This is a genomic window from Ruegeria sp. R8_1 (genome assembly GCF_017743815.1).
Classification (GTDB): Bacteria; Pseudomonadota; Alphaproteobacteria; order Rhodobacterales; family Rhodobacteraceae; genus Ruegeria; species Ruegeria lacuscaerulensis_A.
Genome location: NZ_JAGHRL010000006.1, coordinates 207,917 through 234,914 on the forward strand (window position 1 = coordinate 207,917; position 26,998 = coordinate 234,914).

Annotated in this window: 26 protein-coding genes and 1 pseudogene; 12 read left to right on the top strand and 15 right to left on the bottom strand. The window is 58.7% G+C overall.

Annotated elements, in window-relative coordinates; all coding sequences use genetic code 11:
• Window positions 1-55 precede the first annotated feature (55 nt).
• Window positions 56-655, top strand: coding sequence for a DsbA family protein (locus J7380_RS15000; RefSeq protein ID WP_209196577.1), 600 nt, complete (start codon window positions 56-58; stop codon window positions 653-655).
• Window positions 656-699: 44 nt separating this feature from the next.
• On the top strand, window positions 700-1,191 hold the full coding sequence (locus J7380_RS15005) for a DUF2244 domain-containing protein (RefSeq protein WP_209196578.1): 492 nt from the start codon (window positions 700-702) through the stop codon (window positions 1,189-1,191).
• Between the two features lie 24 nt (window positions 1,192-1,215).
• On the opposite strand, the gene J7380_RS15010 is transcribed toward J7380_RS15005, so the two are convergent.
• Window positions 1,216-1,701: a GatB/YqeY domain-containing protein gene (locus J7380_RS15010; RefSeq protein ID WP_170352819.1), complete on the bottom strand. Its 486-nt coding sequence runs from the start codon at window positions 1,699-1,701 to the stop codon at window positions 1,216-1,218.
• A 183-nt stretch (window positions 1,702-1,884) separates the two neighbouring features.
• On the opposite strand from J7380_RS15010, the gene carA reads away from it, so the two are divergent.
• From carA to J7380_RS20400, 3 genes and pseudogenes are all read left to right on the top strand, one after another.
• Complete coding sequence (carA, locus tag J7380_RS15015; RefSeq protein ID WP_209196579.1) at window positions 1,885-3,051, top strand: glutamine-hydrolyzing carbamoyl-phosphate synthase small subunit; 1,167 nt, start codon at window positions 1,885-1,887, stop codon at window positions 3,049-3,051.
• A gap of 80 nt (window positions 3,052-3,131) precedes the next feature.
• Window positions 3,132-3,548 (top strand): annotated as a pseudogene (locus J7380_RS20395) (glycosyl transferase); the annotation flags it as partial.
• A gap of 399 nt (window positions 3,549-3,947) precedes the next feature.
• Window positions 3,948-5,006 carry a glycosyltransferase family 2 protein gene (locus J7380_RS20400; protein ID WP_247742590.1) on the top strand — a complete coding sequence of 353 codons (1,059 nt, stop codon included), beginning with the start codon at window positions 3,948-3,950 and terminating at the stop codon, window positions 5,004-5,006.
• A gap of 3 nt (window positions 5,007-5,009) precedes the next feature.
• Here the strand turns inward: J7380_RS20400 and J7380_RS15025 are convergent, their stop codons facing one another.
• Complete coding sequence (locus J7380_RS15025) at window positions 5,010-5,657, bottom strand: GntR family transcriptional regulator (RefSeq protein WP_170352816.1); 648 nt, start codon at window positions 5,655-5,657, stop codon at window positions 5,010-5,012.
• 101 nt (window positions 5,658-5,758) lie between these two features.
• Here J7380_RS15025 and J7380_RS15030 point away from each other — a divergent pair, with 101 nt between their 5' ends.
• From J7380_RS15030 to J7380_RS15040, 3 genes are all read left to right on the top strand, one after another.
• Window positions 5,759-6,403 carry a pyrimidine 5'-nucleotidase gene (locus tag J7380_RS15030; protein ID WP_209196695.1) on the top strand — a complete coding sequence of 215 codons (645 nt, stop codon included), beginning with the start codon at window positions 5,759-5,761 and terminating at the stop codon, window positions 6,401-6,403.
• Window positions 6,404-6,490: 87 nt separating this feature from the next.
• On the top strand, window positions 6,491-6,739 hold the full coding sequence (locus J7380_RS15035; RefSeq protein WP_209196581.1) for a hypothetical protein: 249 nt from the start codon (window positions 6,491-6,493) through the stop codon (window positions 6,737-6,739).
• 73 nt (window positions 6,740-6,812) lie between these two features.
• Window positions 6,813-8,009, top strand: a complete 1,197-nt coding sequence (locus J7380_RS15040; protein WP_209196582.1) for a UbiH/UbiF family hydroxylase — start codon at window positions 6,813-6,815, stop codon at window positions 8,007-8,009.
• A gap of 7 nt (window positions 8,010-8,016) precedes the next feature.
• Here J7380_RS15040 and J7380_RS15045 read toward each other — a convergent pair whose 3' ends face one another.
• A complete protein-coding gene (locus J7380_RS15045) occupies window positions 8,017-9,144 on the bottom strand; it encodes an aminotransferase class V-fold PLP-dependent enzyme (RefSeq protein ID WP_209196583.1) in 1,128 nt (375 codons plus the stop codon).
• Window positions 9,145-9,374: 230 nt separating this feature from the next.
• Here J7380_RS15045 and J7380_RS15050 point away from each other — a divergent pair, with 230 nt between their 5' ends.
• Window positions 9,375-10,076: a GntR family transcriptional regulator gene (locus J7380_RS15050; protein ID WP_170352811.1), complete on the top strand. Its 702-nt coding sequence runs from the start codon at window positions 9,375-9,377 to the stop codon at window positions 10,074-10,076.
• On the opposite strand, the gene J7380_RS15055 is transcribed toward J7380_RS15050, so the two are convergent.
• Window positions 10,077-10,535 carry an Lrp/AsnC family transcriptional regulator gene (locus J7380_RS15055; protein WP_209196584.1) on the bottom strand — a complete coding sequence of 153 codons (459 nt, stop codon included), beginning with the start codon at window positions 10,533-10,535 and terminating at the stop codon, window positions 10,077-10,079.
• On the bottom strand, window positions 10,532-10,987 hold the full coding sequence (locus J7380_RS15060) for an Lrp/AsnC family transcriptional regulator (RefSeq protein ID WP_170352809.1): 456 nt from the start codon (window positions 10,985-10,987) through the stop codon (window positions 10,532-10,534). The genes J7380_RS15055 and J7380_RS15060 overlap by 4 nt, the downstream gene beginning before the upstream one ends.
• 132 nt (window positions 10,988-11,119) lie before the next feature.
• Between J7380_RS15060 and ilvC the strand changes: the two genes are divergently transcribed.
• Together ilvC and J7380_RS15070 are read left to right on the top strand one after the other, a co-directional pair.
• The gene (gene ilvC / locus J7380_RS15065) at window positions 11,120-12,142 is read left to right on the top strand and encodes a ketol-acid reductoisomerase (protein WP_170352808.1); all 1,023 of its coding nucleotides are present in this window, start codon (window positions 11,120-11,122) and stop codon (window positions 12,140-12,142) included.
• Between the two features lie 66 nt (window positions 12,143-12,208).
• Window positions 12,209-13,111 (top strand): DMT family transporter, encoded by a 903-nt coding sequence (locus J7380_RS15070; RefSeq protein WP_209196585.1) that lies wholly within the window; start codon window positions 12,209-12,211, stop codon window positions 13,109-13,111.
• On the opposite strand, the gene glmM is transcribed toward J7380_RS15070, so the two are convergent.
• The 9 genes from glmM to J7380_RS15115 all read right to left on the bottom strand — a co-directional run bounded on the left by glmM (window position 13,108) and on the right by J7380_RS15115 (window position 25,329).
• On the bottom strand, window positions 13,108-14,451 hold the full coding sequence (gene glmM, locus J7380_RS15075; protein ID WP_209196586.1) for a phosphoglucosamine mutase: 1,344 nt from the start codon (window positions 14,449-14,451) through the stop codon (window positions 13,108-13,110). The two genes, J7380_RS15070 and glmM, sit on opposite strands and share 4 nt — an antisense overlap.
• Window positions 14,452-14,486: 35 nt before the next feature.
• Window positions 14,487-15,485, bottom strand: coding sequence for a dihydropteroate synthase (folP, locus tag J7380_RS15080; protein ID WP_209196587.1), 999 nt, complete (start codon window positions 15,483-15,485; stop codon window positions 14,487-14,489).
• The gene (locus J7380_RS15085; protein ID WP_209196588.1) at window positions 15,482-16,402 is read right to left on the bottom strand and encodes a dihydroneopterin aldolase; all 921 of its coding nucleotides are present in this window, start codon (window positions 16,400-16,402) and stop codon (window positions 15,482-15,484) included. Before J7380_RS15085 ends, folP begins: the two co-directional genes overlap by 4 nt.
• Before the next feature lie 101 nt (window positions 16,403-16,503).
• The gene (locus tag J7380_RS15090) at window positions 16,504-17,874 is read right to left on the bottom strand and encodes a multicopper oxidase family protein (protein ID WP_209196589.1); all 1,371 of its coding nucleotides are present in this window, start codon (window positions 17,872-17,874) and stop codon (window positions 16,504-16,506) included.
• 73 nt (window positions 17,875-17,947) lie between these two features.
• The gene (locus tag J7380_RS15095; RefSeq protein ID WP_209196590.1) at window positions 17,948-18,589 is read right to left on the bottom strand and encodes a cell wall hydrolase; all 642 of its coding nucleotides are present in this window, start codon (window positions 18,587-18,589) and stop codon (window positions 17,948-17,950) included.
• A 187-nt stretch (window positions 18,590-18,776) separates the two neighbouring features.
• Window positions 18,777-21,317, bottom strand: a complete 2,541-nt coding sequence (locus J7380_RS15100; protein ID WP_348539110.1) for a putative PEP-binding protein — start codon at window positions 21,315-21,317, stop codon at window positions 18,777-18,779.
• Between the two features lie 64 nt (window positions 21,318-21,381).
• The gene (glyS, locus tag J7380_RS15105) at window positions 21,382-23,580 is read right to left on the bottom strand and encodes a glycine--tRNA ligase subunit beta (RefSeq protein WP_209196591.1); all 2,199 of its coding nucleotides are present in this window, start codon (window positions 23,578-23,580) and stop codon (window positions 21,382-21,384) included.
• Window positions 23,581-23,589: 9 nt separating this feature from the next.
• A complete protein-coding gene (gene gltS / locus J7380_RS15110) occupies window positions 23,590-24,804 on the bottom strand; it encodes a sodium/glutamate symporter (protein WP_209196592.1) in 1,215 nt (404 codons plus the stop codon).
• A gap of 3 nt (window positions 24,805-24,807) precedes the next feature.
• Window positions 24,808-25,329, bottom strand: a complete 522-nt coding sequence (locus tag J7380_RS15115) for a DUF6446 family protein (RefSeq protein WP_209196593.1) — start codon at window positions 25,327-25,329, stop codon at window positions 24,808-24,810.
• Between the two features lie 78 nt (window positions 25,330-25,407).
• Between J7380_RS15115 and J7380_RS15120 the strand changes: the two genes are divergently transcribed.
• Window positions 25,408-26,040, top strand: a complete 633-nt coding sequence (locus tag J7380_RS15120) for a MarC family protein (RefSeq protein WP_209196594.1) — start codon at window positions 25,408-25,410, stop codon at window positions 26,038-26,040.
• An 8-nt stretch (window positions 26,041-26,048) separates the two neighbouring features.
• Here the strand turns inward: J7380_RS15120 and J7380_RS15125 are convergent, their stop codons facing one another.
• A complete protein-coding gene (locus J7380_RS15125) occupies window positions 26,049-26,978 on the bottom strand; it encodes a glycine--tRNA ligase subunit alpha (RefSeq protein WP_209196595.1) in 930 nt (309 codons plus the stop codon).
• Between the last annotated feature and the right edge of the window lie 20 nt (window positions 26,979-26,998).

Below are 26,998 nucleotides of genomic sequence, written 5' to 3' on the forward strand. Positions count from 1 at the left end.
GCAGGACAGGCTATTCTAGGGGCAACTCCTTATCCAACAGGTCCGGAGGAATCCAATGTCCAAGATTGATTTCTGGTTTTCGATTGGCAGTACATATAGCTTTCTAACCATCATGCGGATGGACGACTGGTGCGTTGAAAACAACACGACAGTCAATTGGCGTCCATTCAATGTACGCGCCATTATGTCCGAACAGAAGAACATCCCCTTCGCCGGGAACCCTGCAAAATCCGCCTATATGTGGCGCGATATCGAGCGTCGTGCAGCCAAGTATCGTTTGCATGCCAACCTGCCCGCGCCCTATCCCGTGTCCGATCTGGCGCTGGCCAATCAGGTTACGTTGCTGGGAATGCGTGATGGTTGGGGTAAGTCCTTTGCACAGAACATCTACCGTATCTGGTTCGAGGACGGCATCGAAGCTGGCAGCGAAGCCGCAATGACCGAAGCCCTGCACAGATGCCAGCAGGATCCTCGCATCGTTCTTGCCCGTGCGCGCAGTCCGGACATAGTGTCCGCGCTAGAAGTTGAAACGGATCAGGCCCTTCGGCTCGGCATTTTCGGTGCCCCAAACCTCGTTGTCCGCGGTGAGGTTTTCTGGGGTGATGATCGCCTGGAAGACGCTTTGTCATGGGCCCGCGTCGGGCACGTAGCCTGAGCATTTTCCGTCGACACCAAAAGCTGCCGCGCTATTTTTGATCTATGCCGTACCAGTGGAATCAAACCTCAAATACCGAACAAGAGCTGCGACTTTGGCCGCATAACTCTCTGCCGCCTCGCTGGGCGATCCGAGTTGTGTTTTCGCTTTTTATATTCGTACTGCTTCCGCTAATGGCTGTGCTTGGCTCAGCGGTGCTGTGGGGCTTGTTACCGTTCCTATTGGTGACAGTTTTGGGGCTTTGGCTGGCTATTCAGGCGAACTACAGATCTCGCAGTGTGTTCGAAGTGTTCACTCTGACGGGAACTCAGGCGCGTCTTGTGCACCATAACCCCCGCACCGGCCAGCAGGAATGGGTTTGCAACCGGTATTGGGCCCGGCCAGAGATGCACAAACACGGCGGCCCGGTTCCGAACTACGTAACCCTGACAGGTGACGGTAGAGAAGTGGAAATCGGCGCGTTTCTCTCAGAGGAAGAGCGCATAGCGTTGTACGGTGATCTGACGCAAAAACTGCGCGAACCTGTCGCGCAGTAAGTGTTGCTGTCTAGCAGAAAAAGATCAGCAGCCGTTGCTTGATGCCGCACAAAGATGGTCTTTGACCATCGGTCCGACCTTTCCGAAATCCATCTGGCCGGTGTAACGCGTCTTGAGCTCGCCCATCACCTTACCCATGTCCCGGATCGAGCCAGCACCTGTGGTCGTGATCGCCGTCTGAATCGCCTGAGAGACCTCATCATCATCCAACTGCTTGGGCAGGAATTCTTCGATGACTTCAACCTCACGCAGTTCACGTTCAGCCAGGTCCAGCCGCCCACCCTCTTCATAGGCTCGGGCGCTTTCCTTGCGCTGCTTGGTCATTTTACCAAGGATTTCAAGAACCTCGGCATCACCGCAGCCCTTGACCTCTTCGTTGTCCGAGGCGCGCGATGCGATATCGCGGTCCTTGATTGCAGCATTGATCAACCGCAGCGTCGACAGACGCTCGGCCTCCTTGTCTTTCATCGCTTGCTTCAGGGCAGAGTTCACCCGTGATCGCATATCCATATGATCTGTCCATCCCCATGGAAAAGGAACCCCGACCATATCGAAACAAAAAGCGTGATACAACAGGGGGTGAATATCGCTAAGTTATTGATTTTTATATATAGCCCAAAATTTGAACAGGCTTGACCCAAGCGCTTAACCCTCTTAGGTATGCGCCGGTTTACCTTGCAGGAGAGTCGCGCCATGGCCCAGAACGCCCCGTCCAAGCCCACCGCATGTCTGGCTTTGGCCGACGGCACACTGTTCTACGGGACGGGTTTCGGTGCCACAGGTCAAACCGTGGCTGAACTGTGCTTTAACACCGCGATGACCGGGTATCAGGAGATCATGACCGACCCATCTTACGCAGGTCAGGTCGTTACCTTCACCTTCCCGCATATCGGCAATGTCGGCGTGAACCCCGAGGATGACGAAACCGGCGATCCTGTCGCGGCGGGCATGGTGGTAAAATGGGATCCGACCGAGCCATCGAACTGGCGTTCGGCTGAAGAGTTGAAGACATGGTTGGCCCGCCGTGGACGCATCGCAATCGGTGGCGTGGATACCCGCCGCCTGACCCGCGCAATCAGGCAGCAAGGCGCCCCTCATGTTGCGTTGGCGCATGATCCCGACGGCAATTTCGATATTGAAGCACTCGTCTCTGCCGCCCGTGGCTTTGCCGGGCTGGAAGGCATGGACCTGGCCAAAGATGTCACCTGCGCCCAAAGCTATCGTTGGGACGAAATGCGTTGGGCTTGGCCCGATGGCTACACACGGCAAGAAGCGCCTGCGCATAAGGTCGTGGCGCTGGATTTTGGCGCCAAGCGCAACATCCTGCGGTGTCTGGCCTCGGCCGGGTGCGACGTGACTGTTTTGCCCGCTACAGCCACTGCTGCCGAAGTTCTGGCCCACAATCCTGACGGTGTGTTCCTGTCCAACGGCCCCGGTGACCCGGCGGCGACGGGAGAATACGCTGTACCAATGATCAAAGAGGTTCTGGACACCACCGATCTACCCGTTTTCGGCATTTGCCTGGGTCACCAGATGCTGGCCCTCGCACTGGGTGGAGAAACGGTCAAAATGAACCACGGCCACCACGGCGCAAACCACCCGGTCAAGGATTTAGAGACCGGCAAGGTCGAGATTACCTCGATGAACCACGGCTTTGCTGTCGACGCGCAAACACTGCCAGAGGGCGTGGTTGAAACGCATCGCTCGCTGTTCGACGGTTCCAACTGTGGTATCCGCATGACCAACCGGCCTGTCTATTCGGTGCAATACCACCCCGAAGCCTCGCCTGGGCCGCAGGACAGCTTTTACCTGTTCGAGCGCTTCGCCACGGCAATGGCGGACAAAAAAGCACAGGCATAAACCTGCATTGAACAAGGTTAACCGGTTGTTAACCTTAATAGATAAACCCTGACAGCGGTCAAACGTGTCAGGGTTTTTTCATGGTCGTACTGAACCGGCAGCATTTTGCGCGGGCAAGACCGATACCGCCAAAGGTCAGGAAACCCTTGGGCGCCTGCCTGTTGGATCGTGGGTTGATTACCCACAATCAGTTGGAAAAAGCGTTGCACCTTCGGACCCGGCAGAACGCTCCGCTGGGCGAAATACTGGTTGGCGAAGGTTGGGTGGACAGGCAGGACGTCCTACATGCACTGGCGGAACAGTCCGGGCTGCAAATCGCGGATTTGGATCTTTTTCCCGCGGAAAGTGACGCGTGTCGCCTGAAGCCCGTGGATTTCTGGCTACAGAACAATGTCGTCCCTTGGAAACGCATTGGTCCAATCCTTTTGATAGCGACATCTCGGCCCGACCAGTTTGATACGGTACGCGCCGCATTCAAGAATACAGATTACACCGCAATACCTGTCCTAGCGCCGGCCGAACATATTGACCGGGAAATCGCTCGTGTACATTCAAGCCACCTTGCACAAGCCGCAGAGGTTCGTGTCCCCGCTGAACAAAGCTGCCGTTCATGGACGTTAAACGCGCGGATGAGGCCTGTTGTCGGCGTGATCACCATTGCGTTCCTTTTCACAGTCTTCCCCGCTAATGGATTAGCACTTCTAGTCACCTTAGCGACGCTCTCGCTTATTATGTTCATGGTGCTTCGCGTCGCGGGATTGATAGCCTTTCTAACAAAACCTCAAAACGACCACGACACGGCCGACAAACATACGTCAGTTGGCAAACGGCCTTGTGTATCGATCCTAGTCCCTCTGTACAAGGAGCGTGAAATCGCGAACGCTCTGATCAGGCGGTTGCATCGTCTGACCTATCCCAAAGCGCTGCTGGACGTCATTCTTGTGCTAGAGGAATCCGACGAGGTCACACGTTCTGCGCTTTCCAGTGTCGACCTGCCCAGTTGGATCCGGATAGTTGAAGTCCCCGCCTTGAACGGGCTGACGACAAAGCCTCGCGCCATGAACTACGCGCTGGATTTTTGCAGAGGTGATATCTTGGGGGTTTGGGACGCCGAAGATGCGCCGCAGCCCGATCAACTTGAACGCGTCGTTTCCACATTTGCGCGCATGGACGAGGACGTAGTCTGCCTTCAGGGCGTCCTGGATTATTACAATCCCAGAACAAACTGGCGCTCGCGCTGTTTTACGATCGAATACAGCAGTTGGTTCCGTGTCATATTGCAAGGGATTGCCCGCATGGGTCTGGTCGTTCCGTTGGGGGGCACAACCTTTTTCTTTCGACGCGACAAGCTGGTCGAACTGGGTGGGTGGGACGCGCATAACGTCACCGAGGATGCCGACCTTGGGGTAAGGCTCAGCCGCGCTGGATACCGGACCGAGATGGTCGACACCACCACGTTTGAAGAAGCGAATTTCCGCGCCTGGCCCTGGGTCAAGCAAAGGTCACGCTGGCTTAAGGGGTTCATGGTCACTTATCTTGTGCACATGCGCGCGCCGTTGCGCCTGCTTAATGATCTGGGGTTAAAACGGTTTCTGGGCGTGCAGGCGTTCTTTCTGGGTACAGTCGGACAGTTTCTACTGGCCCCGGTCCTGTGGTTGTTCTGGCTGACAACCCTGGGTCAGCCCGGCCCGCTGGATCAGATCCTGTCAAACAACATCATTTTCGGTCTTATTTGTCTTTTCGTCGCCGCCGAGATCACCAATCTGGTCGTCGGAATTCTGGCTGTAGCAGCCAAGGAAAGACGTTTTCTGCTGCCCTGGGTTCCCACCATGCCCCTGTATTTTCCGCTGGGCGTTCTGGCGGCCTACAAAGCCCTGTGGGAGTTGGTCAGCAATCCTTTCTTCTGGGACAAAACACAGCACGGACAGGCCGGAGAAGACGTGAAACTGCCCTGACGCTTAGGCTTCACGCCGAACGGCATCCTGTTTCAGACGAGTCATGAAGGCGACCGAGATATGTTCCTTCAGCGCGCGTGCGGCGGCCTCTTCGTCGCGTGCAGCGATAGCCTCGACAATTGCCTTGTGTTCACTTTGGGCAATCTCTCCGCGTCCGCGAACAGCCAGCGAGGTCGTTGCCATCAACGCCATGGTGCGATGCACCAGGTCCAACTGCTGCACCAGATAGCGGTTATGCGAGGCCAGATGAATCTGCTCGTGAAACCGGCGGTTGGCGCGCGACAGCGCTGTGGGATCATCGACCAGCGCATCATCGGCGGCGACCATGTCCTGTAGTACCCGGATTTCCTCTTCGGTCGCATGCTTGGCGGCCAGGCTTGCGGCCAGCCCTTCCAACTCGCGTCGCACCACATAAAGTTCAGCCATCTGGTTATGGTCCAGCGAAGCCACGATCAGCGAACGCCCGTCCCGTTCCAACAGCGATTGCGTCTCTAGCCGTTGCAATGCCTCACGGATGGGGGTGCGCGACACGCCAAACCGTTCGGCAAGCTCGCTTTCGACCAGCCGGTCGCCAGGCTTGTAAACGCCCACATCAATCGCTTCGAGTATCAGGCTATAAGCGTCTTTGGACGGCTGTCTGGATTGGGGCATCGGGGGGTTCATCTCCTGGTTCGGACATGTCTATCCGCGTCCGGCCCTTCGGATCAAGTGCGGCATTGAAAACCAACTCGCCACGCCCTAAACCCAACCCCATGGTCAAACCCGCCTTTTCCCACGTCACCCAATGGGTGTTCGATCTGGACAACACGCTCTACCCGCCTCACATGCGCCTGTTCGATCAGATCGAGGTGCTGATGACCGACTATGTGGTGCAGGCCATCGGCGTGGACCGGGCCGAGGCGGATCGGCTGCGGTCGCACTACTGGCGCGCATATGGCACCACGCTGGCCGGGTTGATGGCCGAGCATGATCTGGACCCCGACCCTTATCTGCACGCGGTTCATCAGGTCGACATGAGCCATATGGACCCCGACGCGGAACTGGCCGACCACATCCGGTCCCTGCCCGGCCGACGTATCGTCTATACCAATGGCAGCGCACCCTATGCCGAGCGTGTTTTGGCCGCGCGTGGCCTCAGCGGATTGTTCGATGCGATCTACGGTGTCGAACATGCGGGCTATCGCCCCAAGCCCGAACAGGCCGCGTTCGAGGCGATCTTTGCCCAAGACGGAATCGACGCCCAAAAGGCTGCCATGTTCGAGGATGACCCGCGCAATCTGGCCGCGCCACACGCGATGGGAATGCGCACTGTCCACGTCGCGCCCGAGCCGCACAAGGCCGATCACATCCACCACCACACCGATGATCTGACCGCGTTTCTGGCCCGCCTGCGATAGGCTGTCACACTGCGACCTTCTGTTCGTTTTGCAGGTGCAGCATCGGCCCTATATGCACCTCAGCGACGAACAGAATTGGAGAAACCCATGAGCGCGATCGAGGCCCCTCGGCGCCTGCCTATCTGGCAGCGCCTGTTGTTTGCAATTCCCCTGTTTGGCTGGATGGCCAAGGACGCCGCCCATGGTGAGGCCGAGGATTGGGGCTATACCGCCCTGGCGATCTTCAGCATGTGGGGGTGTTCCATCCTGTTGTTTGGCCTGCCGGGTCTCTACATCCCTGCCGTGATGATGGTGCCAGTGATGTTCCTGATCCTCATCCTGATTTCACGCGGGTAAGACACGGGACAGGATGTCACTTGGCACCCCGCACGGAACCGCACTAGGTTCTGCCCAAACGGAGGCCAAGCCCATGACAGATAGCTGTGACATCCTGATTTCCGGCGGCGGAATCGCCGGGTTGACCGCTGCGGCGGCTTTCGGAACAGCCGGGTTCGACGTGATCTGTGTCGACCCCACCCCTCCGGTGGTGGAACGCGACGTGGACGGGTCCGACATGCGGACCACGGCCTTCCTGCAACCGGCGCACGGGCTCTTGGACCAATGCGGGCTGTGGGCGCGGCTGGATGCCCATGCGGCCCCGCTGCAAATCATGCGGATCGTGGACGCGGGCGGGGACGTTCCTGAACCCCGAGTCGTGCGTGATTTCAATGCCGCCGATATCTCGGACCAACCCTTTGGCTGGAACCTGCCCAACTGGCTGCTGCGGCGCGAGATGGTGGCGCGTCTGGCCGAACTGCCCAATGTGGACTTTCGCCCCGGTACCGGCACGGTCAGCCTGTTCACCCGCACCAATGAGGCGCGCGTGGGCCTCAGCGACGGCAGCCGTATCCGCTGCAAACTGGTTGTGGCTGCGGACGGGCGCAACTCCCCCATGCGCGAGGCAACGGGCATCCAAACCCACACAACCCGTTATGGCCAAAAGGCGCTGGCCTTTGCCGTCACGCATCCAATCCCGCACGAAAACGTCTCGACCGAGATTCACCGCTCAGGCGGGCCGTTCACGCTGGTCCCCCTCCCCGACTGGCAGGGTCAGCCTTCCTCGGCGATTGTGTGGATGGAGCGTGGGCCGCGCGCGGTCGAATTGCTGAACTCTGATCCCGACGCGTTCGAGGCGCAGATGACCGAGCGTTCGTGCGGATTGTTCGGGCCACTGAAACTGGCGTCGCGCCGGACGATCTGGCCGATCATCAGCCAATCGGCCGAGCGTCTGTCCGGCGAACGCATCGCCCTGATGGCCGAGGCTGCCCATGTCGTGCCACCCATCGGCGCGCAAGGATTGAACATGTCACTGGGTGATCTGCGCAGCCTGTTGGATCTCGCGACAGCCCGCCCCGAGGGGCTGGGCGACGCGCAGATGCTGGACGCCTATCACAAGTCCCGCCACGCCGAGATCGAGATGCGCGTGAAAGGAATCGACCTGCTGAACCGCGCCTCGATGATCGAGGCACGGCCGCTGCGTGATGCGCGGGCGATGGGGTTGAATGCGCTTTATTCCCTACCACCGGTGCGCAAGACGCTTATGCAGATGGGCCTGGGTGTGCGCTGACCCGCACCTATATCACCTGATCCAGCACCCGCTTCAAACGCGCGATCGTGCCATCCACATCATAGAGCTTGTCCAGCCCGAACAAGCCCAGACGGAAAGTACTGAACCCCTCAGGCTCATCACACTGCAGGGGCACGCCTGCCGCAATCTGCATGCCCAAGGCCGCAAATTTCTTGCCGTTCTGCACTTCGGCATCGTCAGTGTAGCTGACAACAACGCCGGGCGCTCCGAACCCATCAGCCGCGACCGAGACAATGCCCTTGTCCTTCAACATTGCCCGAACACCATTTCCTAGTGCCCATTGAGCCTCGCGCAGTTTTTCAAACCCATAGTCGCGGGTCTCGACCATCGTGTCGCGAAATTCCTTCAGCGCATCGGTGGGCATGGTGGCGTGATAGGCGTGCCCGCCCGCCTCGTATGCTTGCATGATCTGCCGCCATTTCTTGAGGTCCACGGCAAAACTGTCAGAACTTGTTTCCTCCAGTCGCGCCTCGGCGCGCTCGGACAGCATGACCAGACCGGCACAGGGCGAGGCGCTCCACCCTTTTTGCGGAGCCGAGATCAACACATCCACGCCCGTTGCTTTCATATCGACCCAGGCACAGCCCGACGCGATGCAATCAAGCACCATCAGCGCGCCGACCTCATGCGCCGCCGCAGCCATGGCGGTCACGTAATCGTCCGGTAGAATAACCCCAGCCGACGTTTCCACATGCGGGGCAAAAACCACATCCGGACGCTGATCGCGAATAGTCGCCACAACCTCGTCTATCGGTGCAGGTGCGAAAGGGGATGGGCTGGAATTCCCGGTTTGCCGCGCCTTGAGCACGGTGGCCGAGGCCGTCAACCCTCCGGTCTCGATGATCTGGCTCCAGCGATACGAGAACCAGCCGTTACGTACGACAACCACATTGGCGTTGCGGGCAAACTGCCGCGCAACAGCCTCCATCCCATAGGTGCCGCCGCCGGGTATCACAGCCACACCATCTGCATTGTAGACTTGCCTCAGCATGTCAGAAATATCCAGCATGACCCGTTGAAATTTAACCGACATATGGTTCAGCGAACGATCGGTGAATACCACTGAAAACTCTTCAAACCCATCTGGGTCAACTGTGTCCAAAAGCGCTGCCATGAGTGTTCCTTTCAAATAAACCAGCTGACCAACCAGTTGGGCCAGTTCGGATCAGCGGCACTGTAACCTTCAAAATTGACCCAAGGGAACCCAGTAACTTCAACAAAAAATTTACTTTTTCGGGTGGCAATAGATCAATAAATGACGCCAATTAGTGTCACCAGCTCTTTACACTCATACGTGTTTCTGACCAGATACATTCACTTTACGGAAGAAAGGTATTTCCTAACGTGACGGCGCCTAAGCGGATCAGTTTTCAAGTTGTTCGGGACGAGGTGAAGCGGAGGATAGAAACCCGCATCTGGCCGCAGGGAGCGTTGCTGCCCACCGAAACGCAGCTTGCCGAGGAATTCAACTGCGCGCGCGCGACCGTTAACCGCGCGTTGCGAGAACTGGCCGATCAAGGCTTTGTGGAACGCAAGCGCAAAAGCGGAACGCGGGTTAAGAAAGAACCCAGCAAACATGCCAAACTGGAGTTTTCACTGGCCCGCCAAACGGTCGAAAGACAAAACTCCACTTACAGGTATTCGCTTGTAGAACGAAACGTGGTCGATAGCCCGGGTTGGCTGGCATCGCAAATGAGCGTGGCTCACGATGCACGCGTTCTGCACGTGATCTGTATGCATTACGCCGACAACCGTCCCTTTCAGCTAGAGGAACGCTGGATCAATATCGCCGCTGTACCAGAGGTCGAGTTTGCAGACCTGAATGAGCATGGCCCGCATGAATGGCTGTTGAAGGCCGCCCCGTTTACCGAGGCCGAGGTCGCCTTTTGCGCCGTCTCGGCGGATGGTCGCCTTGCCGAATTCATGGGGACCACGACCGGGGCGTCAATGATACAGCTTGAGCGTACGACATGGCGGGATGGTCAACCGATGACTTTTGCGCGCATGACGCATCATCCCGGCTATTGCATCCGTACCAAGTACTGATCAGCCAATCGGACCCGGCAACCTTTCTTCGCTGAGCAGAACGTTGGCCTCGACATCCCCTGCGCCCGGCAGAGTCATGATACGGCGACGCAGCACGCGTTCGAAATCGGCAAGATCGCGCGCGACAACTCGAAGGCGATAGTCGTAAAGCCCCAGCACGTGCTCGACCGTTTGCACTTCGGGGATGGCACTGACGGCACGTTCGAAGTCTTCCAAGCTGATTTGACCTTTTCGAGCCAGCTTTACCCCAAGAAAAACCGTAACCCCGAACCCAAGGGCTTCGGCGTTCAGGCGTAGCCGGCGCCCCTTGATCACACCGGCCTGCTCCAGTCGTCTAATGCGGCGCCACGTCGCTGGCTGAGACAGGCCCAGCTTTCGCCCAAGGGCTCCGGCGCTCTGCCCCGCATCCTGTATCAGTGCCCGCAGGATTTTGCGGTCAAGTTCGTCCAGTTCAATCATACCGGCAACACCAGATCACTTTTGACACGCGCTATATGCATCAGCGCTTCGATATCCGCGATATGCGGCAGCGTCAGAATCTGTTCCCGATAGACCTGCTGGTAATGCGACATATCCCGCGCCAGAACAGAGAGCCGTACATCGACGCGCCCCAGAAAGGTCTGTATCTCGATGACCTCCGCCACACCTCGAGCTGCCGCAGTGAATTCATCAAAGGCGCGGGATTGTGTCTTGTCCAGAGTAACCCGCAAAGACACTTCAACAGCATATCCAAGCGCGGCCCAGTCGATCACGGCCTCTTGCCCTTGTATTATCCCGGCCTCGTGCATTTTTTCCAGACGTCGCCAGCAGAGGCTGGCGCTAATCCTGCTTCGCTCGGCCAATTCCGAAGTCGCCAGACTGGGGTCCGCCTGCAAGTGACGCAGAAGACGCCGGTCGATGTCATCGAGCATGATTTTTTCCATTATCTAGCTAACTACGAATAAATTCTCACCTCAGCATACGAATTTCAAGAAAAATACCATCGCATTCCCCATCTCAAGCCAGTAGAACCATCCGCAATCGAAACAGAAAGGACCAGCGACATGCGCGTCTATTACGATCGCGATTGCGACATCAACCTGATCAAAGACAAGAAAGTGGCAATCCTGGGCTATGGCTCGCAAGGTCACGCCCATGCGCTGAACTTGCGCGACTCGGGTGCGAAGAACCTTGTTGTGGCGCTGCGCGAAGGCTCGGCCTCGGCCAAGAAAGCCGAAGCCGAAGGTCTGACCGTAATGGGTATCGCCGAAGCCGCCGCCTGGTGTGACCTGATCATGTTCACCATGCCCGATGAACTGCAGGCCGAAACCTACAAGAAATATGTGCATGACAACATCAAGCCCGGCGCGGCCATCGCGTTCGCCCACGGCCTGAACGTCCACTTTGGCCTGATTGAGCCGAAAGAAGGCGTCGACGTCATCATGATGGCCCCCAAAGGCCCCGGCCATACCGTGCGCGGCGAATACGTCAAAGGCGGCGGCGTGCCCTGTCTGGTGGCCGTCGACAAGGACGAAACCGGCAAGGCGCTGGAAATCGGCCTGTCCTATTGCTCGGCCATCGGTGGCGGTCGCTCCGGCATCATCGAGACCAACTTCCGCGAAGAATGCGAAACCGACCTGTTCGGCGAGCAGGCCGTTCTGTGCGGTGGTCTGGTTGAGCTGATCCGCTGCGGCTTTGAAACGCTGGTCGAAGCAGGCTACGCGCCCGAGATGGCCTATTTCGAGTGTCTGCACGAAGTGAAGCTGATCGTCGACCTGATCTATGAAGGCGGCATCGCGAACATGGATTACTCGATCTCGAACACGGCTGAGTACGGCCAGTACGTCACCGGCCCGCGTATCCTGAAATACGACGAGACCAAAGCGCGTATGAAAGAAGTTCTGAACGACATCCAACAGGGTAAGTTCGTTCGCGACTTCATGCTGGAAAACGCCGTTGGCCAGCCGACCATCAAAGCGTCGCGCCGCGCCAATGACGAGCACATGATCGAGGAAACCGGTGCAAAACTGCGCGCCATGATGCCCTGGATCTCGGCCGGCAAAATGGTCGACAAAGAAAAGAACTGATCCCCACGGGATCACGCGAAAGGGCGGCCTTCGGGTCGCCTTTTTTGTCCCAATCGGAGGCCGCGCATGGTTGATCAACCCACATCCCGCGACTGGAGCGGCGTTATCGCCCTGGGCCTTATCTGGGGCGGCACCTTCATGGTCGTGGCCATGGCGTTGGAAGGGTACGGCCCCGTCACGGTTGCAACCGCGCGGACCACGTTGGGGGCAGTCACTTTGTTGGCAATGATGGCTGTGACTGGTCGCAAATTGCCTGCGGGCGATGCCAAGCTGTGGTTCTTTATTGCCATCATCGGCCTGTTATCGACCGCGTTGCCCTTTCTGCTACTGAGTTGGGGGCAGCAATATGTACCTTCGGCCTTTGCAGGGCTGTCGATGGCAGCGATTCCGCTAATGGTACTGCCACTAGCGCATTTCTTCTCGGACGAGCCATTAAATCTGCGCAGATTTCTGGGCGTATCGCTGGGTTTTTCCGGGGCTTTGGTGCTGATCGGCCCCGGTCTGGCGCAGATCGGACAAGGGGCTGAACCACTGGCGCAACTGGCCTGTATCGGGGCGGCGCTCTGCTATTCCTGCGCGTCGATCTTCACCCGACGTTGTCCACCGATTGATCCGGTCGCGTTGGCGGCGTTGTCGCTGATGGTCGGGGCGGTTTTATTGTTGCCCGTCATGCTACTGACCGAGGGCGTCCCACAATGGCAGGGCACGCGCCCTGGCCTGGCAATCATCGCGCTTGGTCTCCTCCCCACCGCATTCGCCACCCTACTGCGCGTGTCCATCATCCGCAGCGCGGGGTCGGTATTCCTAACGCTGGTTAACTATCAGGTGCCCATCTGGTCGATGGTCTTTGGCGCATGGATTCTGTCCGAGGCGTTGCCATTGAGATTCTTCATAGCGCTGGCCATGATCCTCACCGGGTTGGCCATCAGCCAATGGTTCAGCCTGCGCCGGATGCTGATCGGGCGTTAACCAGCCACAGCCTCTACCTCAGCGACGATGCCGTCGACGACCTGCGCCAGCAGCGTGTCATCCTCGCACTCGGCCATCACACGGATCAAGGGTTCCGTCCCCGATTTGCGGATCAGCAAACGGCCCTGCCCGTTGAGCCGCGCCTCGGCATCGGCAATGGCGGCCTGCACGCTGGCGACTTCCAGCGGAGTTTGACCTTCACCATAGCGCACATTTTTCAGCAGCTGCGGAACCGTTTCGAACTGTACAGCCAATTCCGAAGCTTTACGGCCCGAATGCACCATCTCGGCCAGGAAATGCAGCCCGGCCATCAGCCCGTCGCCCGTGGTGGCATAGTCGCTCATGACGATGTGGCCTGATTGTTCTCCGCCCAAGTTGAAACCGCCTTCTCGCATCCTCTCAACAACATAGCGGTCGCCGACCGCCGTCCGTTCAAGGCGCAGACCCAACGCGGTCAAGTGCCGTTCCAGCCCCAGATTGGACATAACCGTCGCAACCAGCGCGCCGCCCTGCAGGCGCCCCGCCTTTGACCAACTGCCAGCAAGCAGCGCCATCAACTGATCGCCGTCGGCCACCTTGCCATGTTCGTCGACCATCACCACACGGTCCGCGTCGCCATCCAGACAGATGCCAACATCCGCGCCATGGGCCACCACAGTCTCGGCCGCCAACTGGGGTTTGGTCGAGCCGCAATTCAGGTTGATATTCTTTCCGTTTGGCGCAATCCCGACAGGGATGACGTCTGCCCCCAATTCCCACAACACTTCGGGGGCGGTTCGGTGTGCCGCACCGTTGGCGCAATCGACCACCACTTTGAGGCCGTCCAACCGCAGATCGCGGGACAGAGAGGACTTTACCCGCTCGCCATACCGAAAGCGGGCATCATCTACGCGGCGCGCGCGGCCAATATTCCGGGCTTGCGCGGGTTTGACACCTTCTTCAATCAGACGCTCGATCTCGATCTCGGCCTGATCCGACAGCTTGAACCCATCGGGGCCAAAAAACTTGATCCCGTTGTCTTCGGCCGGGTTGTGGCTGGCCGAGATCATCACGCCCAGATCCGCCCGCATCGACCGGGTCATCAACCCAACCGCAGGGGTCGGAACCGGCCCCAGCAGCAAAACGTTCATACCGGTCGAAGTCAGCCCCGCCGTTAGCGCGTTTTCCAGCATATAGCCCGACAGGCGCGTGTCCTTGCCGATCACGACGCGATGTGCGCCAGACTGGTCACGACGGAAATACCGACCTACGGCTGCGCCAATGCGCAGGGCCATTTCGGCCGTGATCGGATGAGTATTGGCAGTGCCCCGCACCCCATCGGTTCCGAACAGCTTGCGCATTGATATGTCTCCGTCGTTTCTTGCCTGCGACCGGATTAACGGACGGCAGCCCACAGACGCAAGGCCTGAGCGGTCTCGGCCACGTCGTGAACCCGCAGGATCTGCACCCCTTGTGCCAGACCGGCCAACCCGACTGCAATCGAACCCGGCGCACGGGCGTCCTTGCGCGTCTCTTTGCCGATCTGTCCGATGAACCCCTTGCGCGATACGCCCAGCAGTATCGGACAGCCCAACCCGTGAAACAGGCTGAGATTGCGCAGCAGGGTTGTGTTATGGGCCACCGATTTGCCAAACCCGATGCCCGGATCCACGATGATCTGGTTACGGCTCAGGCCAAGGGTTTCTAGTTGCTGCACCTGATCGTTCAAGAAGTCATACACGTCCAGCAGCACGTCATCATATCTGGGATCGTCCTGCATGGTGGTCGGGTCGCCTTGCATATGCATGACGCAGACCGGTGCCCCAACTTCAGCGCAGAACGGAGCCAAGTCAGGATCGAAGGTAAAGCCCGAGACATCGTTGATCAGCCCCGCCCCAGCCCGCCACGCCGCTTTGGCAACGCTTGCTTTGCGCGTGTCTATCGAAATCAGCGCTTGCGTTTGTTCTCGGATCGCTTGGATCAGAGGCTCCGTCCGGGCGATCTCTTCATCTTCCGGGACAAAAGCAGCCCCGGGCCGGGTAGATTCGCCACCAATATCCAGGATCGTCGCATCCTGCGTGACCATCTGTTCGGCCGCATGGCATGCAGACTGGACTGAGTTATGCATCCCACCGTCCGAGAAACTGTCCGGTGTCGCATTGAGGATACCCATGATCTGAGCCCGATTCATGTCCAACCCCGCTATCGGCGCGCGAGGATGGGACAGAGATTCGAGGATATCGTCGGGCATGTCTTGTGCTGCGACAATGGAAGAGCGTTCCGAGCGACTCAGCCGTTCCGCATGGGTAAACCAAAGCGCTTGCCCCGCCAAAGACACGGCACCATCGGGACGCCGCGCGCCGTTCTGGACCAGCGGACGGTAATAGGTTGTCACAGTTGCGCCTGCTCCACAGAGATTGCTCGCAGTGGTGTTTCAGGATCGCCCGGCAACGCACCACCGATGACCATCATCTCGCTGGCTTCGAACGTCGCTGCAAACCAAGCCGCCAGCGCCACGGCGTCCGATGGCGCAGCCGAAGGGCCATCAACCGCATCCAGAACGATCTTGGACGGCGCCCAGACGCAAATCTGACCGTTTTTCATCGCCCAGTCCAATTCCGTCCGCGTCGAGACGACGACGCAGCGGTGATCCCGTGCGGCCAGAACCCAGGCGTTTTGCTCGATCGCCAACAAGTCGATCCGGCGTTGTGTCATCGCATGTCCCGTTTGCGAAACAGCCATGTCAGCTGCACCCACACACAGGATCAGCGGGCGTTGACGATTTTCCAGCTGATTGATCCATCCAGTCAGGTTGCCCGACGCAATCGCCTCATTCGATAGAAAGACCAAACGAGGATGCGGGCGTTCTTCTTCGACCACATCATGGTGAACTGCATCCTTGCCGCGCACAATCTCGACCCCCAGAGCACCGGGACCCCGATCCAGTTTTTCAATGCGAACAAAAGCCCTTACAGCCTGTGGTTCAAGCAAAATACGTTCTGCCACCCGGTCGGCCAGTGTTTCGAGAAGGTTCAACCTTTCAGCAGCCAGTTCAAAGGCGATCGCCTCGGTCACTCGATCGTAAGACAAGATGCGGTCGACATCATCGTCAATCGGGTCGGTCAGTGGCCGCACCTCAACCACAATGTTAAAACAAACCCGCTGCGTTGTGCCGCGTTCAGCCTGAAAGGCACCGATCTCGACTTCGACAATATGATCCCGCAACGAAATGCGATCCAAGGGACCTCGGGTCGCGGTAGCCTCGGAACGCTCCGAAGGATGCGCGAAGGCAAGGCGGATTTCAGAACTCATAGGTCGGACCTTTTCGGGCTTTGGGACTGATCTGCCCAAATTAGACGTTGCGGGCGCGTATAGCACCGCAACAAACGCCTTTCCAGCCATCGAATGCGTCGTTAGGTCACGCGAAACCAACTCATCATCCCCGACGCGGCATGACCCAGCATGTGGCAATGCAACAGCCAGCTGCCCGGATTGTCTGCAACCAGAACAACCTGGCGCGATTGCCCGCGCCCCAAAAGAACCGTATCGCGCCACGGACCAAGGCTGCCATCCGACAGAACGATGCGAAAATGATGACCGTGCATGTGCATCGCATGGGGAAAGGCTGTTTCGTTGGCAAACTCAATCCGATGCGTTTCGCCTAATCGCGCGTCCAAAAACGGATCCTTGGGGCGCTCGGCATACCCGTTCAGCGCCCAGAAACGACCCAGCTGCGCCAGTTCCTGTCCTGACAACTCGGTCTCGCCTAGTTTGGCCGAACTTAACCAACGCATCGCGCCGCCTTGCATCGACATCCGATGCATAGGCGTACCCTCGACCGAGAGTTCCGGCAGTGGATTTGGCGGTAGCGCCGCGATACCGGTTCGCACTGCCCCACCCGGGCCAGATACATCAAAGCGCACAAGGCCAAAGCCCCCGTCCCGCTCAAAACTCACAAGGCTGGCCGTCTCGGACGCAGAGGCACGCACGTCCACGATCATGTCTGCCCGTTGCGCCGGCCCCAGTGGGAAACGATCGGTTATCTCCAGCGGAGTCTCCAGCGGCATACCGTCCAGCGCAACGATCCAACCGGTCAGCCCATCTATGCCCAGATCAAATATTCGGGCGTTGGATGCATTGATCAGGCGCAGACGCAGACGCTCGGAAGCTCTGACTTTATACGAAGGGTCGAACTGACCGTTGACCGTAACAATATTGCCCAATCGTCCAGCATGGCTGAGATCATGCCCGTTGTCGAAATCATTGGTGATCTGGGCTGTTTCAGCGTCCAGCCGCCAGTCATCCAGCATCAGCGTCAGTTCACGATCCACGTCGGGTTTATCGGATTCCTCGATGATCAGCGGGCCATAAAGTCCACGCGCCACCTGTTCGATTGTGCGGTTATGGGAATGATACCAATACGTCCCGGCGTCAGGCACGGCGAAATCATAGTCGAACGTGGATCCGGGCTCGATGACGTCCTGCGTCAGGCCCGGAACACCGTCCATCGCATTGTCAATCCGAATGCCGTGCCAGTGAACCGACGTGGCCTGAGGCAGAGCATTCGAGAGCTGGCGCTGCACACGCCCACCCTGCGGCACACGGATTTCTGTACCCGGTACAGTCCCGCCAAAGCTCCAAACCGGCGTTTCAGGATACTCAGCCGGTGCGATCTGCTGCACCGCCTCGCGCGCCACCAGCTCGGGATAAGCGGCCAGACCCACTTTGGGAAACACAGATAGCGCGGCAGACGCGCCCAGGAATTGTCGACGATTTAACAGCATTGCGGGCCTCCTGGCGCGCAACATAGATCAAAAAACGCCCCGCGCCATTCAGCTTCCAGCGCGGGTGCGTCAGTTAGTTACTCGCCGTGCGATGTTTGTGCCGGTAGAAAATGTGCACGCCGATCCGTGCGGTTTCCGTATAGACACGCGCCCAAGAAGGCCGAACGGCTGTTGTGTGGTAGTGAGTGGCACCCTCGGTCAACGCAGGCACGTCACCGTCGATGGCCGCACGTGCGACTTTCGAAACACGTTCATAGGCTCTTTTCTCGCGGATTACCTCCTTGCGGCCATCACAGGTATAGGTGAACTGGCACTGGTATTTCTTACCTGTCCCCTGCTTGATCACTCCGCACAGAGTATCGGGAAAACGTCCGCTGTCCACGCGGTTCAGGATGACCTCGGCCACCGCGAACTGTCCGCGCACACTTTCGCCACGCGCTTCGAAGTACAGTGCTTCGGCCAGGCACTTGAAGTGCTCGTCCCCAGTGGCCTTGGGCTGTTGGTCCAGCCAGTCCTTCGAGTAAGATATTTTTTGTGGTTCAGCCGCCTTTCGGGGCTTGAACAAATTCAGGTAATCGCGGAAGTTTTGACCGGGCAGTTCGGTCCGGGCCACAAGTTCACGCTTGGCAGTATCGGTGGCTTCCCTCTCAGCGACGGAAACACTTGGCAGCACGGTTGCTGCCATCGTGGCAACAGCCATTATGTAACGTAGCATTCAGATAACCTCGCATAGGCACATGATGCGCCAAACCCTCCCCCGGCGGGCGCGACGAGGCTCTTACCGAATTGAATCGGAAACGTCCAGTTTTGTCGAAAAAGCAAGTGGAAAATCGCCGTTACGTCAAAAATAACCCACGGCGATGCTTGTTGTTTCCTACTATTCTTAGGGTTTCATAGGGCTGTCAACCCCCAAGTCTGGACGAAATCGCCAGTTGAGCGGCAGCCAGCCGAGCGACCGGTACCCGGAAGGGTGAACACGAGACATAGTCGAATCCCAGATCTCGACAAACGGCGATTGATTCGGGGTTTCCACCGTGTTCACCGCACACAGACAAGGTCACGTCAGGTTGCGATTGCCGCCCCCTCTCGGCTCCGAGCTTGAGCAGTTCCCCAACACCGTCTGCATCCAATACATGGAACGGATCTTCGGCAAAGACACCTTGCCGGACATAGGCGGACATAAACCGTCCCGCGTCATCGCGCGACAGCCCGTAGGTCATCTGGGTCAGATCGTTGGTTCCGAAACTTAGAAACGAGGTCTGTGGCGCGATTTCATCTGCGCGCAGGCAGGCGCGCGGTGTTTCAACCATCACACCCAACCTGTATTCGAATTCCTGCCCCCGCTCGGCCGCAACCGAAGCCGCAACAGAGTCGATCCGCGATTTGACCAGCTCGACTTCGCGTTTCGCGGAAACCAGCGGGATCATCACCTCGGGAACGACAGGTTCGCCGTTTTTGCTGGCTTCGATCGTCGCTTCAAAGATCGCGCGGGCCTGCATGTCGTAAATCTCGGGCACAGTGACACCCAAGCGCACACCGCGCAGCCCCAACATGGGGTTGTATTCCGTCATCGCCGCCACGCGACGTTCAACGTCCGAGACCGGGAGGTCCAGCGCTTCGGCCAATTCGCGTTGACCGCTGCGTGTGGTGGGCAGGAATTCATGCAAAGGCGGGTCGAACAGGCGGATACAGACGGGCTGCCCTTCCATAATGCGGAACAGTTCGACAAAATCCTCGCGCTGCATCGGCAGCAGACGTTCCAAAACCGCCTCGCGACCCGATGAGGTTTGCGCAAAGATCATCTCGCGCATGACAATCAGGCGGCCGGGATCAAAGAACATATGCTCGGTCCGGCACAGCCCAATGCCCTGCGCCAAAAAGTTCCGCGCTGTCTGCGCGTCGGCAGGCGTATCGGCGTTCGCGCGAATGGCAATGTCGCGTTCAGCATCAGCCCAGGCCATAAGTGTCTGAAAACAATCATCCAACGCGGCTTCCAGCATCGCAGGTTTCCCGGCAAGGACTTGCCCCGAACTGCCATCGATAGTCAGCGTGTCTCCGGTTTTGAACACACGTCCGTCAGGTGCGGTCAGCATCCGTTTCTTGGTTTGAAAGCGCATCTCGGACGCACCGACAATACAAGGCAGACCGAGACCCCGACCAATTACGGCGGCGTGGCTGGTCATCCCGCCTTTTTCAGTCAGAACCGCGACGGCCGCGTGCATCCCGCGCACATCCTCGGGCGCGGTTTCACGTCGCACCAGAATACACGGCTCTCCACGAGCAGCGCTGGCCTGCGCTTCGGCGGCGGTAAACACTATCTTGCCAGTTGCGGCACCGGGGCTGGCGGCGATTCCGGTCGTCAGAACATCTCGCCTCGCCTCGGGGTGGACCTGACGGTGCAGTAATTCATTCAGCGAATGCGGATCAACCCGCATCACCGCCTCTTGCGGTGGAATGATACCGTCTTCCGCCAGTCGCACCGCAATCCGCATCGCGGCCCGCGCGCTGCGTTGCACGCGAACACCGTCCAAAATGTGGACATGGCCGTTTTCGATCACGAATTCGACCTGCATTTCCTCGCGCAGCTTGATCCGCATCAGCGCGGCATGCGCCTTGAGCTCCGCAAAGGCTTCGGGTGCCACTTCCTCGAGCGACTTACCGCGCGGATCCTTTTCCAGATAGAGCGCAGCAACACCCTCGCCCAACGCATCACGGCCCTGGCTCTGGCTCAGGTATCGCCCGGTCAGCTGAGGCATCCCGGTCGTAGGCTCCACCAATTGCAAAACACCCGAGCCACACTCGCCCTGACCGACACCCGGTATCATCTCCTGAATGACGAGGCCCAATCCGGCATCCACCGGCGCGCCCTTGGCCTGTCGCAAAAGGCGCGCCGAAGTCCCATCCCATGCCCGAGCCATCGATCGCAAAACGGCGACAAGTTGCTCGCCGCGATCCTGCGGAAAGGTTTCGTCCGTTTCATCTTCGTAGGCACGCAGCGATTGTTGCAGACCTTCGCGCCCATCGGCGTCGATATCGTCGAACACGTCTGCATCCAACCGCGCGACGTGAACCGCGTAGCTTTGCACGAAACGCAGATACAGGGCGGCCGCAGCCTCGACGCCCATCGAATCCGACAGGTCCACATATCGCGCATCATTCATTCCGATATTCAGGATCGCACCTGGACCACCCCAATCAGGGTCCTCGGAGCTGGGTCGCACGCACAACAGCGTCGATTGGTCGAACTGCTCAAGAATAGCGTCGATGTCAGGGACCTGTCCCTTGGCGATTGCCTGAACAGCATCAAAGGATAACGCCACTGTTCGCGGCACCGGTAAATCCAGACGGACAAGCCGTTGGAGACATTTCGCGCGGCCACCATGCGACGCCGTGGTGACAGGCGCGGTGGATGTGATCAGCGTGGTATGCGGGTTATTCTGCACTGCGGCACCTTTTGGTTTGACCGCAGCATAAGCCCCTGCACCAATGGCGCAAGGGCGATCTGGCTTAACCTTCGATCTTGCTGAGGTCCGCCACGCGCGCGCAAACCTGACGGATCTGGCTGAGCAGGTTCAGGCGGTTGCGCCGCAGGATGTCGTTGTCGGTATTGACCTGAACATCTTCGAAGAACGCATCCACCGGACCGCGCAGTGCGGCCATGGCGGTCATGGCAGCGGGGAAATCCTCGGCCTTCTGCGCGGCTTCGATCTGGCCCTGCGCGTTTTCCAGCGCCGCAAACAGCGCCTTTTCGCTGTCGGTCTCGGCAAACTTCACATCCGCACCGTAGGAATATTCTACCCCATCTTTTTCCTCGGCCTGAGTCAGAATGTTGTTGGCGCGCTTGAAGCCCTGAACAAGGTTCTCACCATCCTCGGTCGCGATCACTGCGTTCAGAGCACGGGCGCGTTTAACCAGCAGGTTGAGGTCATCATTGCCGTCCATCACGATACAGGCGTCGATGATGTCGTGGCGGATGCCTTCATCACGCAGGAACACCTTAAGGCGGTCATGGAAGAAGGACAGCAGGTCCGCCGGGGCGTTTGTGACAATCGCAGTCGCGGCTTCGACCTGATGTGCCAGCCCGTGAACCTCTTGCGCGGCGGCCTCGGCATCCTCGGCCTTGGCTTGTTTCGCCTTGGCCTCTAGCAAGGCCGCCTGCCATTCGGGCAGTTTCAGCAAGCTTCCCAACGCCGACGCGAAGGTGTCATTCAGCGACAGGCGCAGATTGTTGGTCAGGATCAACCGGATCACCCCAAGCGCCGCACGGCGCAGCGCAAACGGGTCTTTCGAGCCAGTGGGCTTTTCGTCAATCGCCCAGAAACCGGTCAGGGTGTCCAGCTTGTCGGCCAGCGCCACAGCCACGGAAACCGGCGCGGTCGGCACATCATCCGACGGGCCCAGCGGCGAGTAATGTTCCTGACTTGCCTGCCCTACTTCCGCAGGCAGTTCGGCGGCATCGGCATAGTAGCGGCCCATCAGGCCCTGCAGCTCGGGGAATTCGAACACCATCTCGGACGACAGATCGGCCTTGCACGCTTGTGCCGCCATCATCGCCAGCGCCGGTGTCGCACCCGTTGCTGCAGCAAGTTCATGCGCCAGCGCGGCGATGCGCAGAACCCGCTCGCCCTGCGAGCCCAGTTCAGCGTGGAAGGTCACCGAGTTCAGTTTCTCGACCCACGGCTCGAACCCGTCGGATTTGACAATGCGCAGGTCGTTCTCCCAGAAGAACTTCGCATCCGCCAGCCGGGCGGACAGCACCTTTTGGTTCCCTGCCAGAATGGTCGCGCCGTTGTCGGCGGTTTCGCGGTTGGCGACGGTTACGAATTGTTCGATCCGACCGGTCTTGGGGTTCTTCACCGAAAAAAACTTCTGATGTTCTTTCATCGAGGTTTGAAGCACCTCGGGCGGCAGGTCCAGGAATTCGTCGTCGATCTTGCCCATTAGCACCACCGGCCATTCGACCAGACCGGCAACCTCAGCCAGCAGGCCTTTGTCCTCGACCACTTCCAGACCAGCGGCAAACGCCATGTTCTGCGCGTCGTTCCAGATATGCTCGGCCCGGTCCACAGGGTTCAGGTCTACAAAAGCTGCTTTCAGCTTGGCAGCGTAGTCTTCGAAAGACGTGACCGAAAAGCGATCCGGGGCCATGAAACGGTGCCCCCCCGTGGTATCCCCGGATTTGATCCCCTCGACCTCAAGCGGTACGACCTGAGCGCCCGCCTCATCCGACAGGATGCACAGGATTGAATGCAAAGGGCGCACCCAGCGCAGCGGACCGCTGCCCCAACGCATCGACTTGGGCCATGGGAAATTGCGGATGGTGGCCTCCAGCACGTCGGCCACGATCTCGGACGCTGGACGGCCCGCTTTTTCGATGGTGGCGAAATAAACCGAGCCTTTTGGCGTTTCGCGCTCTTCTAACTGATCGCGGGTCAGACCCGCACCGCGCAGGAAACCTTCGATGGCCTTGTCGGGCGCGCCGACCTTGGGACCTTTGCGTTCTTCGCGGATGGTGGGGCTTTCCGCCAGCAAGCCCTCGATCGCCAGCGTCAAGCGGCGCGGCGTGGTCAGAGCGGCAGCCCCGGCATAGGTCAGACCGGCCTCGACCAGACCATCGGTGATCCGCTTTTTCAGGTCTTCGCCGGCACGGGTTTGCATGCGGGCGGGGATTTCCTCGGAAAACAGTTCGATCAGCAGGTCAGGCATGGTCGGTCCTTAGAAGTTCACGATCGTCTGGATGACGATGGCATTGGCAATATCCACAAAGAAGGCGGATACAAGGGGCAGCACGATAAAGGCAATAGGCGAAGGGCCATATCGCTTGGTGACAGCGGTCATATTCGCGATAGCGGTGGGGGTCGCACCCAGGGCAAACCCGCCGAACCCGGCGGCCAGAACAGCGGCCCGGTAATTCGCCCCCATCACTGGGAACAGAACCCAGATCACGAAAGCTACGGCCAGCAGAGTTTGTGCGGCCATGATGACGACAATCGCCATTCCCAACTCGGCAATGGTCCAAAGCTGCAAGCTCATCAGAGACATAGCCAGAAATGCACCCAACGAAAATTCCGAGATCAACGCCAATGATGGCGTGCGGGCAACAGGCGGCGCCTTGGGAAACAAAGCTGAGCGGACGTTGGCGATCACGATACCCATGATCAGGCAGGGCACGAACAAGGGCAGCTTCAACCCTGCTGCGCTGATGGCTTGATGCAGGAAATATCCGGCAACGATTGCGATATTCAGATAAAGCATCACCCGCATAATCGTCAGGTGATCTACCTTCGCGGCACCCTCGGAGGGGTTTTCAGGCAATCCGACCGTATGTTCTTCTTCCGGCCGCTCAGGTGTCAGGTTTTTTCCTTCGATCAGGAAGCGCGCGATTGGGCCGCCAACCAACGCAGCCAAAACCAAGCCCAAGGTTGCAACGGCAACGCCCAGCTCAGTCGCGCCCTGCAACCCGGTCACAGCGCCCACTTCCGGAGCCCAGGCAATCGCGGTTCCGTGTCCCCCGATCAGTGCGGCCGAGCCAAAAAGCACACCCGACTGGGCCGGATAGCCAAACAACACAGCGCCGAATGCACCAATGCCGTTTTGCAAGATGATCGTCGCCAGGGTGAGAACCAAAAGCAAGAACAACGGCTTACCACCGGAGATTAAATCAGACAGGCGGGCATTCAGACCGATCCCGGCAAAAAACACCACCAACAGGAAATCCCGTGCGGCCAGTCCAAAACTCATTTCGAGGCCGAAGAACAGATACAGCACCAGGAAAAAAACCGAGGCCAGCAAACCACCTGTGACAGGTTCCGGGATGTTAAACTGCCGTAGCACTGCGATACGCGCATTGATCTCGGCGCCGATCAGGTAGACGGCAAACCCCATGGTCGCGGTCAGGAAGTCGGGGATTTGCAGCATCTCCTCAACCATGGCTTACTCCTGCGGGCGCGGTGGGCATTCCTCACCCACAACCGTCCCGTCATAAGCTTTTTCGCCACAATTGTTCAGCGCGTGCCAGACATACCCCTTACCGTCCTGCGTGACAGCGACGATCCGGTCCACGCCATAATGAATGTTCTTCTGCCCCATAAATGCCTGCGCCTGCCCGGCCTCCAGCGCCTCGGCGATGGCGACGGCGTCATAGCAGTCGAACCAACCCGGCGCGGTCAAGGGCTCTGCGTTGTCCACTGGCGCAAATGCCGCCAAGTCCGCGAAGGTCAGGCTGGTTTCAAAGCAGGCGCGATACCGGATTGGTGAGCTATCGGCATCAATCGCCTGAAACGCAGAATACGCGATGGGTTCGGCCTGATCAGAGCCCTCAGCTACCAGACTGACATCCTGGCCGGGCTTGGGCTCGACCGAGTAATAAAACCCGTAAACCTGAAGGTAGTACATCCCCGCCCCGGCCAAAACGGCCGAGCCAAGCAACAGAAGAGCAAGCAGTTTTCCGGTCATCGCTTACGCAGCCTCTTTCAAACGCTCAGGAAATCGGACAGGGTCCGAACCACAACAGGTTGATACGAGGCTTATCGCATGGACTCCACCCTTGCCGTCGGATTCTTCGGCGCATTGTTCGCAATTATGAACCCGATCACCAACCTGCCCGTTTTTCTGAGTGTGACCGAAGGGTTGACGCCCTCTGACCAACGCAAAGTGGCCGCGAAGGTCGCGGTCTATTGCCTGATCCTGGGCGGGGCTTTTGCTGCCATCGGCAATCAGGCGTTGGGATTGTTTGGCATTTCGGTCGATGACCTGCGCGTCGCGGGCGGGCTGGTCGTTCTGATGATCGGCCTCAACATGCTGAGCGGCAATCAAAGCACCACCCATCACGGAACCGATGATGAACAACAATCCTATCCCGAACCCGACACCGTGGCGTTCTACCCGCTGGCCTTCCCCATTCTGGTCGGGCCGGGCACGATCACCACGCTTATCCTCTATGCCCATCACATCGCGAAACCCGTGGATGCAATGATCTATTCGGGTGTCTTTCTGGTGGTGGTGTTTCTGTTGTTCGTCACCTTCTGGAACGCATCGGCGCTGGCCAAACGCTTGTCCGCAAATGCGCGCGTCATCATGAGCCGCTTTATGGGTATGATCCTGTCGGCCATCGCCATCAGCATGATCGCAGATGGCTTGAAGGTGTTGCTGCCCGGGCTGGCCTGAGCCCGGCATCAGGCCTCGAACCCAGCAGCCTCGGTCATGACAAACGCATCGGCGCATTGCTTGGCCAGTGCCCGGACGCGCCCGATATAGGCCTGCCGCTCCGTGACCGAAATCACCCCGCGCGCGTCCAGCAGGTTGAAGATATGGCTGGCCTTGATGCACTGATCGTAGGCTGGGTGCGCCATCACGATGCGCTTGCCGGTCTTTGGATCATCATGCTCTTGCGCCAGAATAGTGGCGCATTCTGCCTCGGCCTCTTCAAAGTGGCGCAGCAGGACCTCGGTATTGGCCACGTCAAAATTCCAGCGGGCGTATTCTTCTTCGGTCTGTTTGAAGATATCGCCATATTTCAACGGACTGGGCGACTGCGGATCGTTGAACGGCATGTCCATTACATGGTCGATGCCTAACACGTACATTGCCAGACGCTCCAACCCATAGGTCAGCTCACCCGAGACAGGCGCGCAATCATGGCCGCCGACCTGTTGGAAATAGGTGAACTGGCTGACTTCCATACCGTCGCACCAAACCTCCCAGCCCAGACCCCAGGCCCCAAGGGTGGGACTTTCCCAGTCATCCTCGACAAAACGGATGTCGTGCAGCTCCATGTCGATACCGATCGCCTCAAGCGAACCCAGATACAGCTCTTGCAGGTCCGGTGGGCTAGGTTTGATCAACACCTGATACTGATAGTAGTGCTGCAATCGGTTCGGGTTCTCGCCATATCGCCCGTCGGTCGGGCGGCGCGAAGGTTGAACATAGGCCGCAGCCCATGCCTTAGACCCAAGGGCGCGCAAAGTCGTCGCCGGATGGAAGGTGCCCGCACCGACCTCCATGTCGTAGGGCTGCAGGATCGCGCAGCCTTTCGAGGCCCAATAGGTCTGAAGCCGCAGAATAATCTCTTGAAAAGAACGAGGTGTACTGGACTGATCGGTCATGACATTCCCTTTGGACGCTT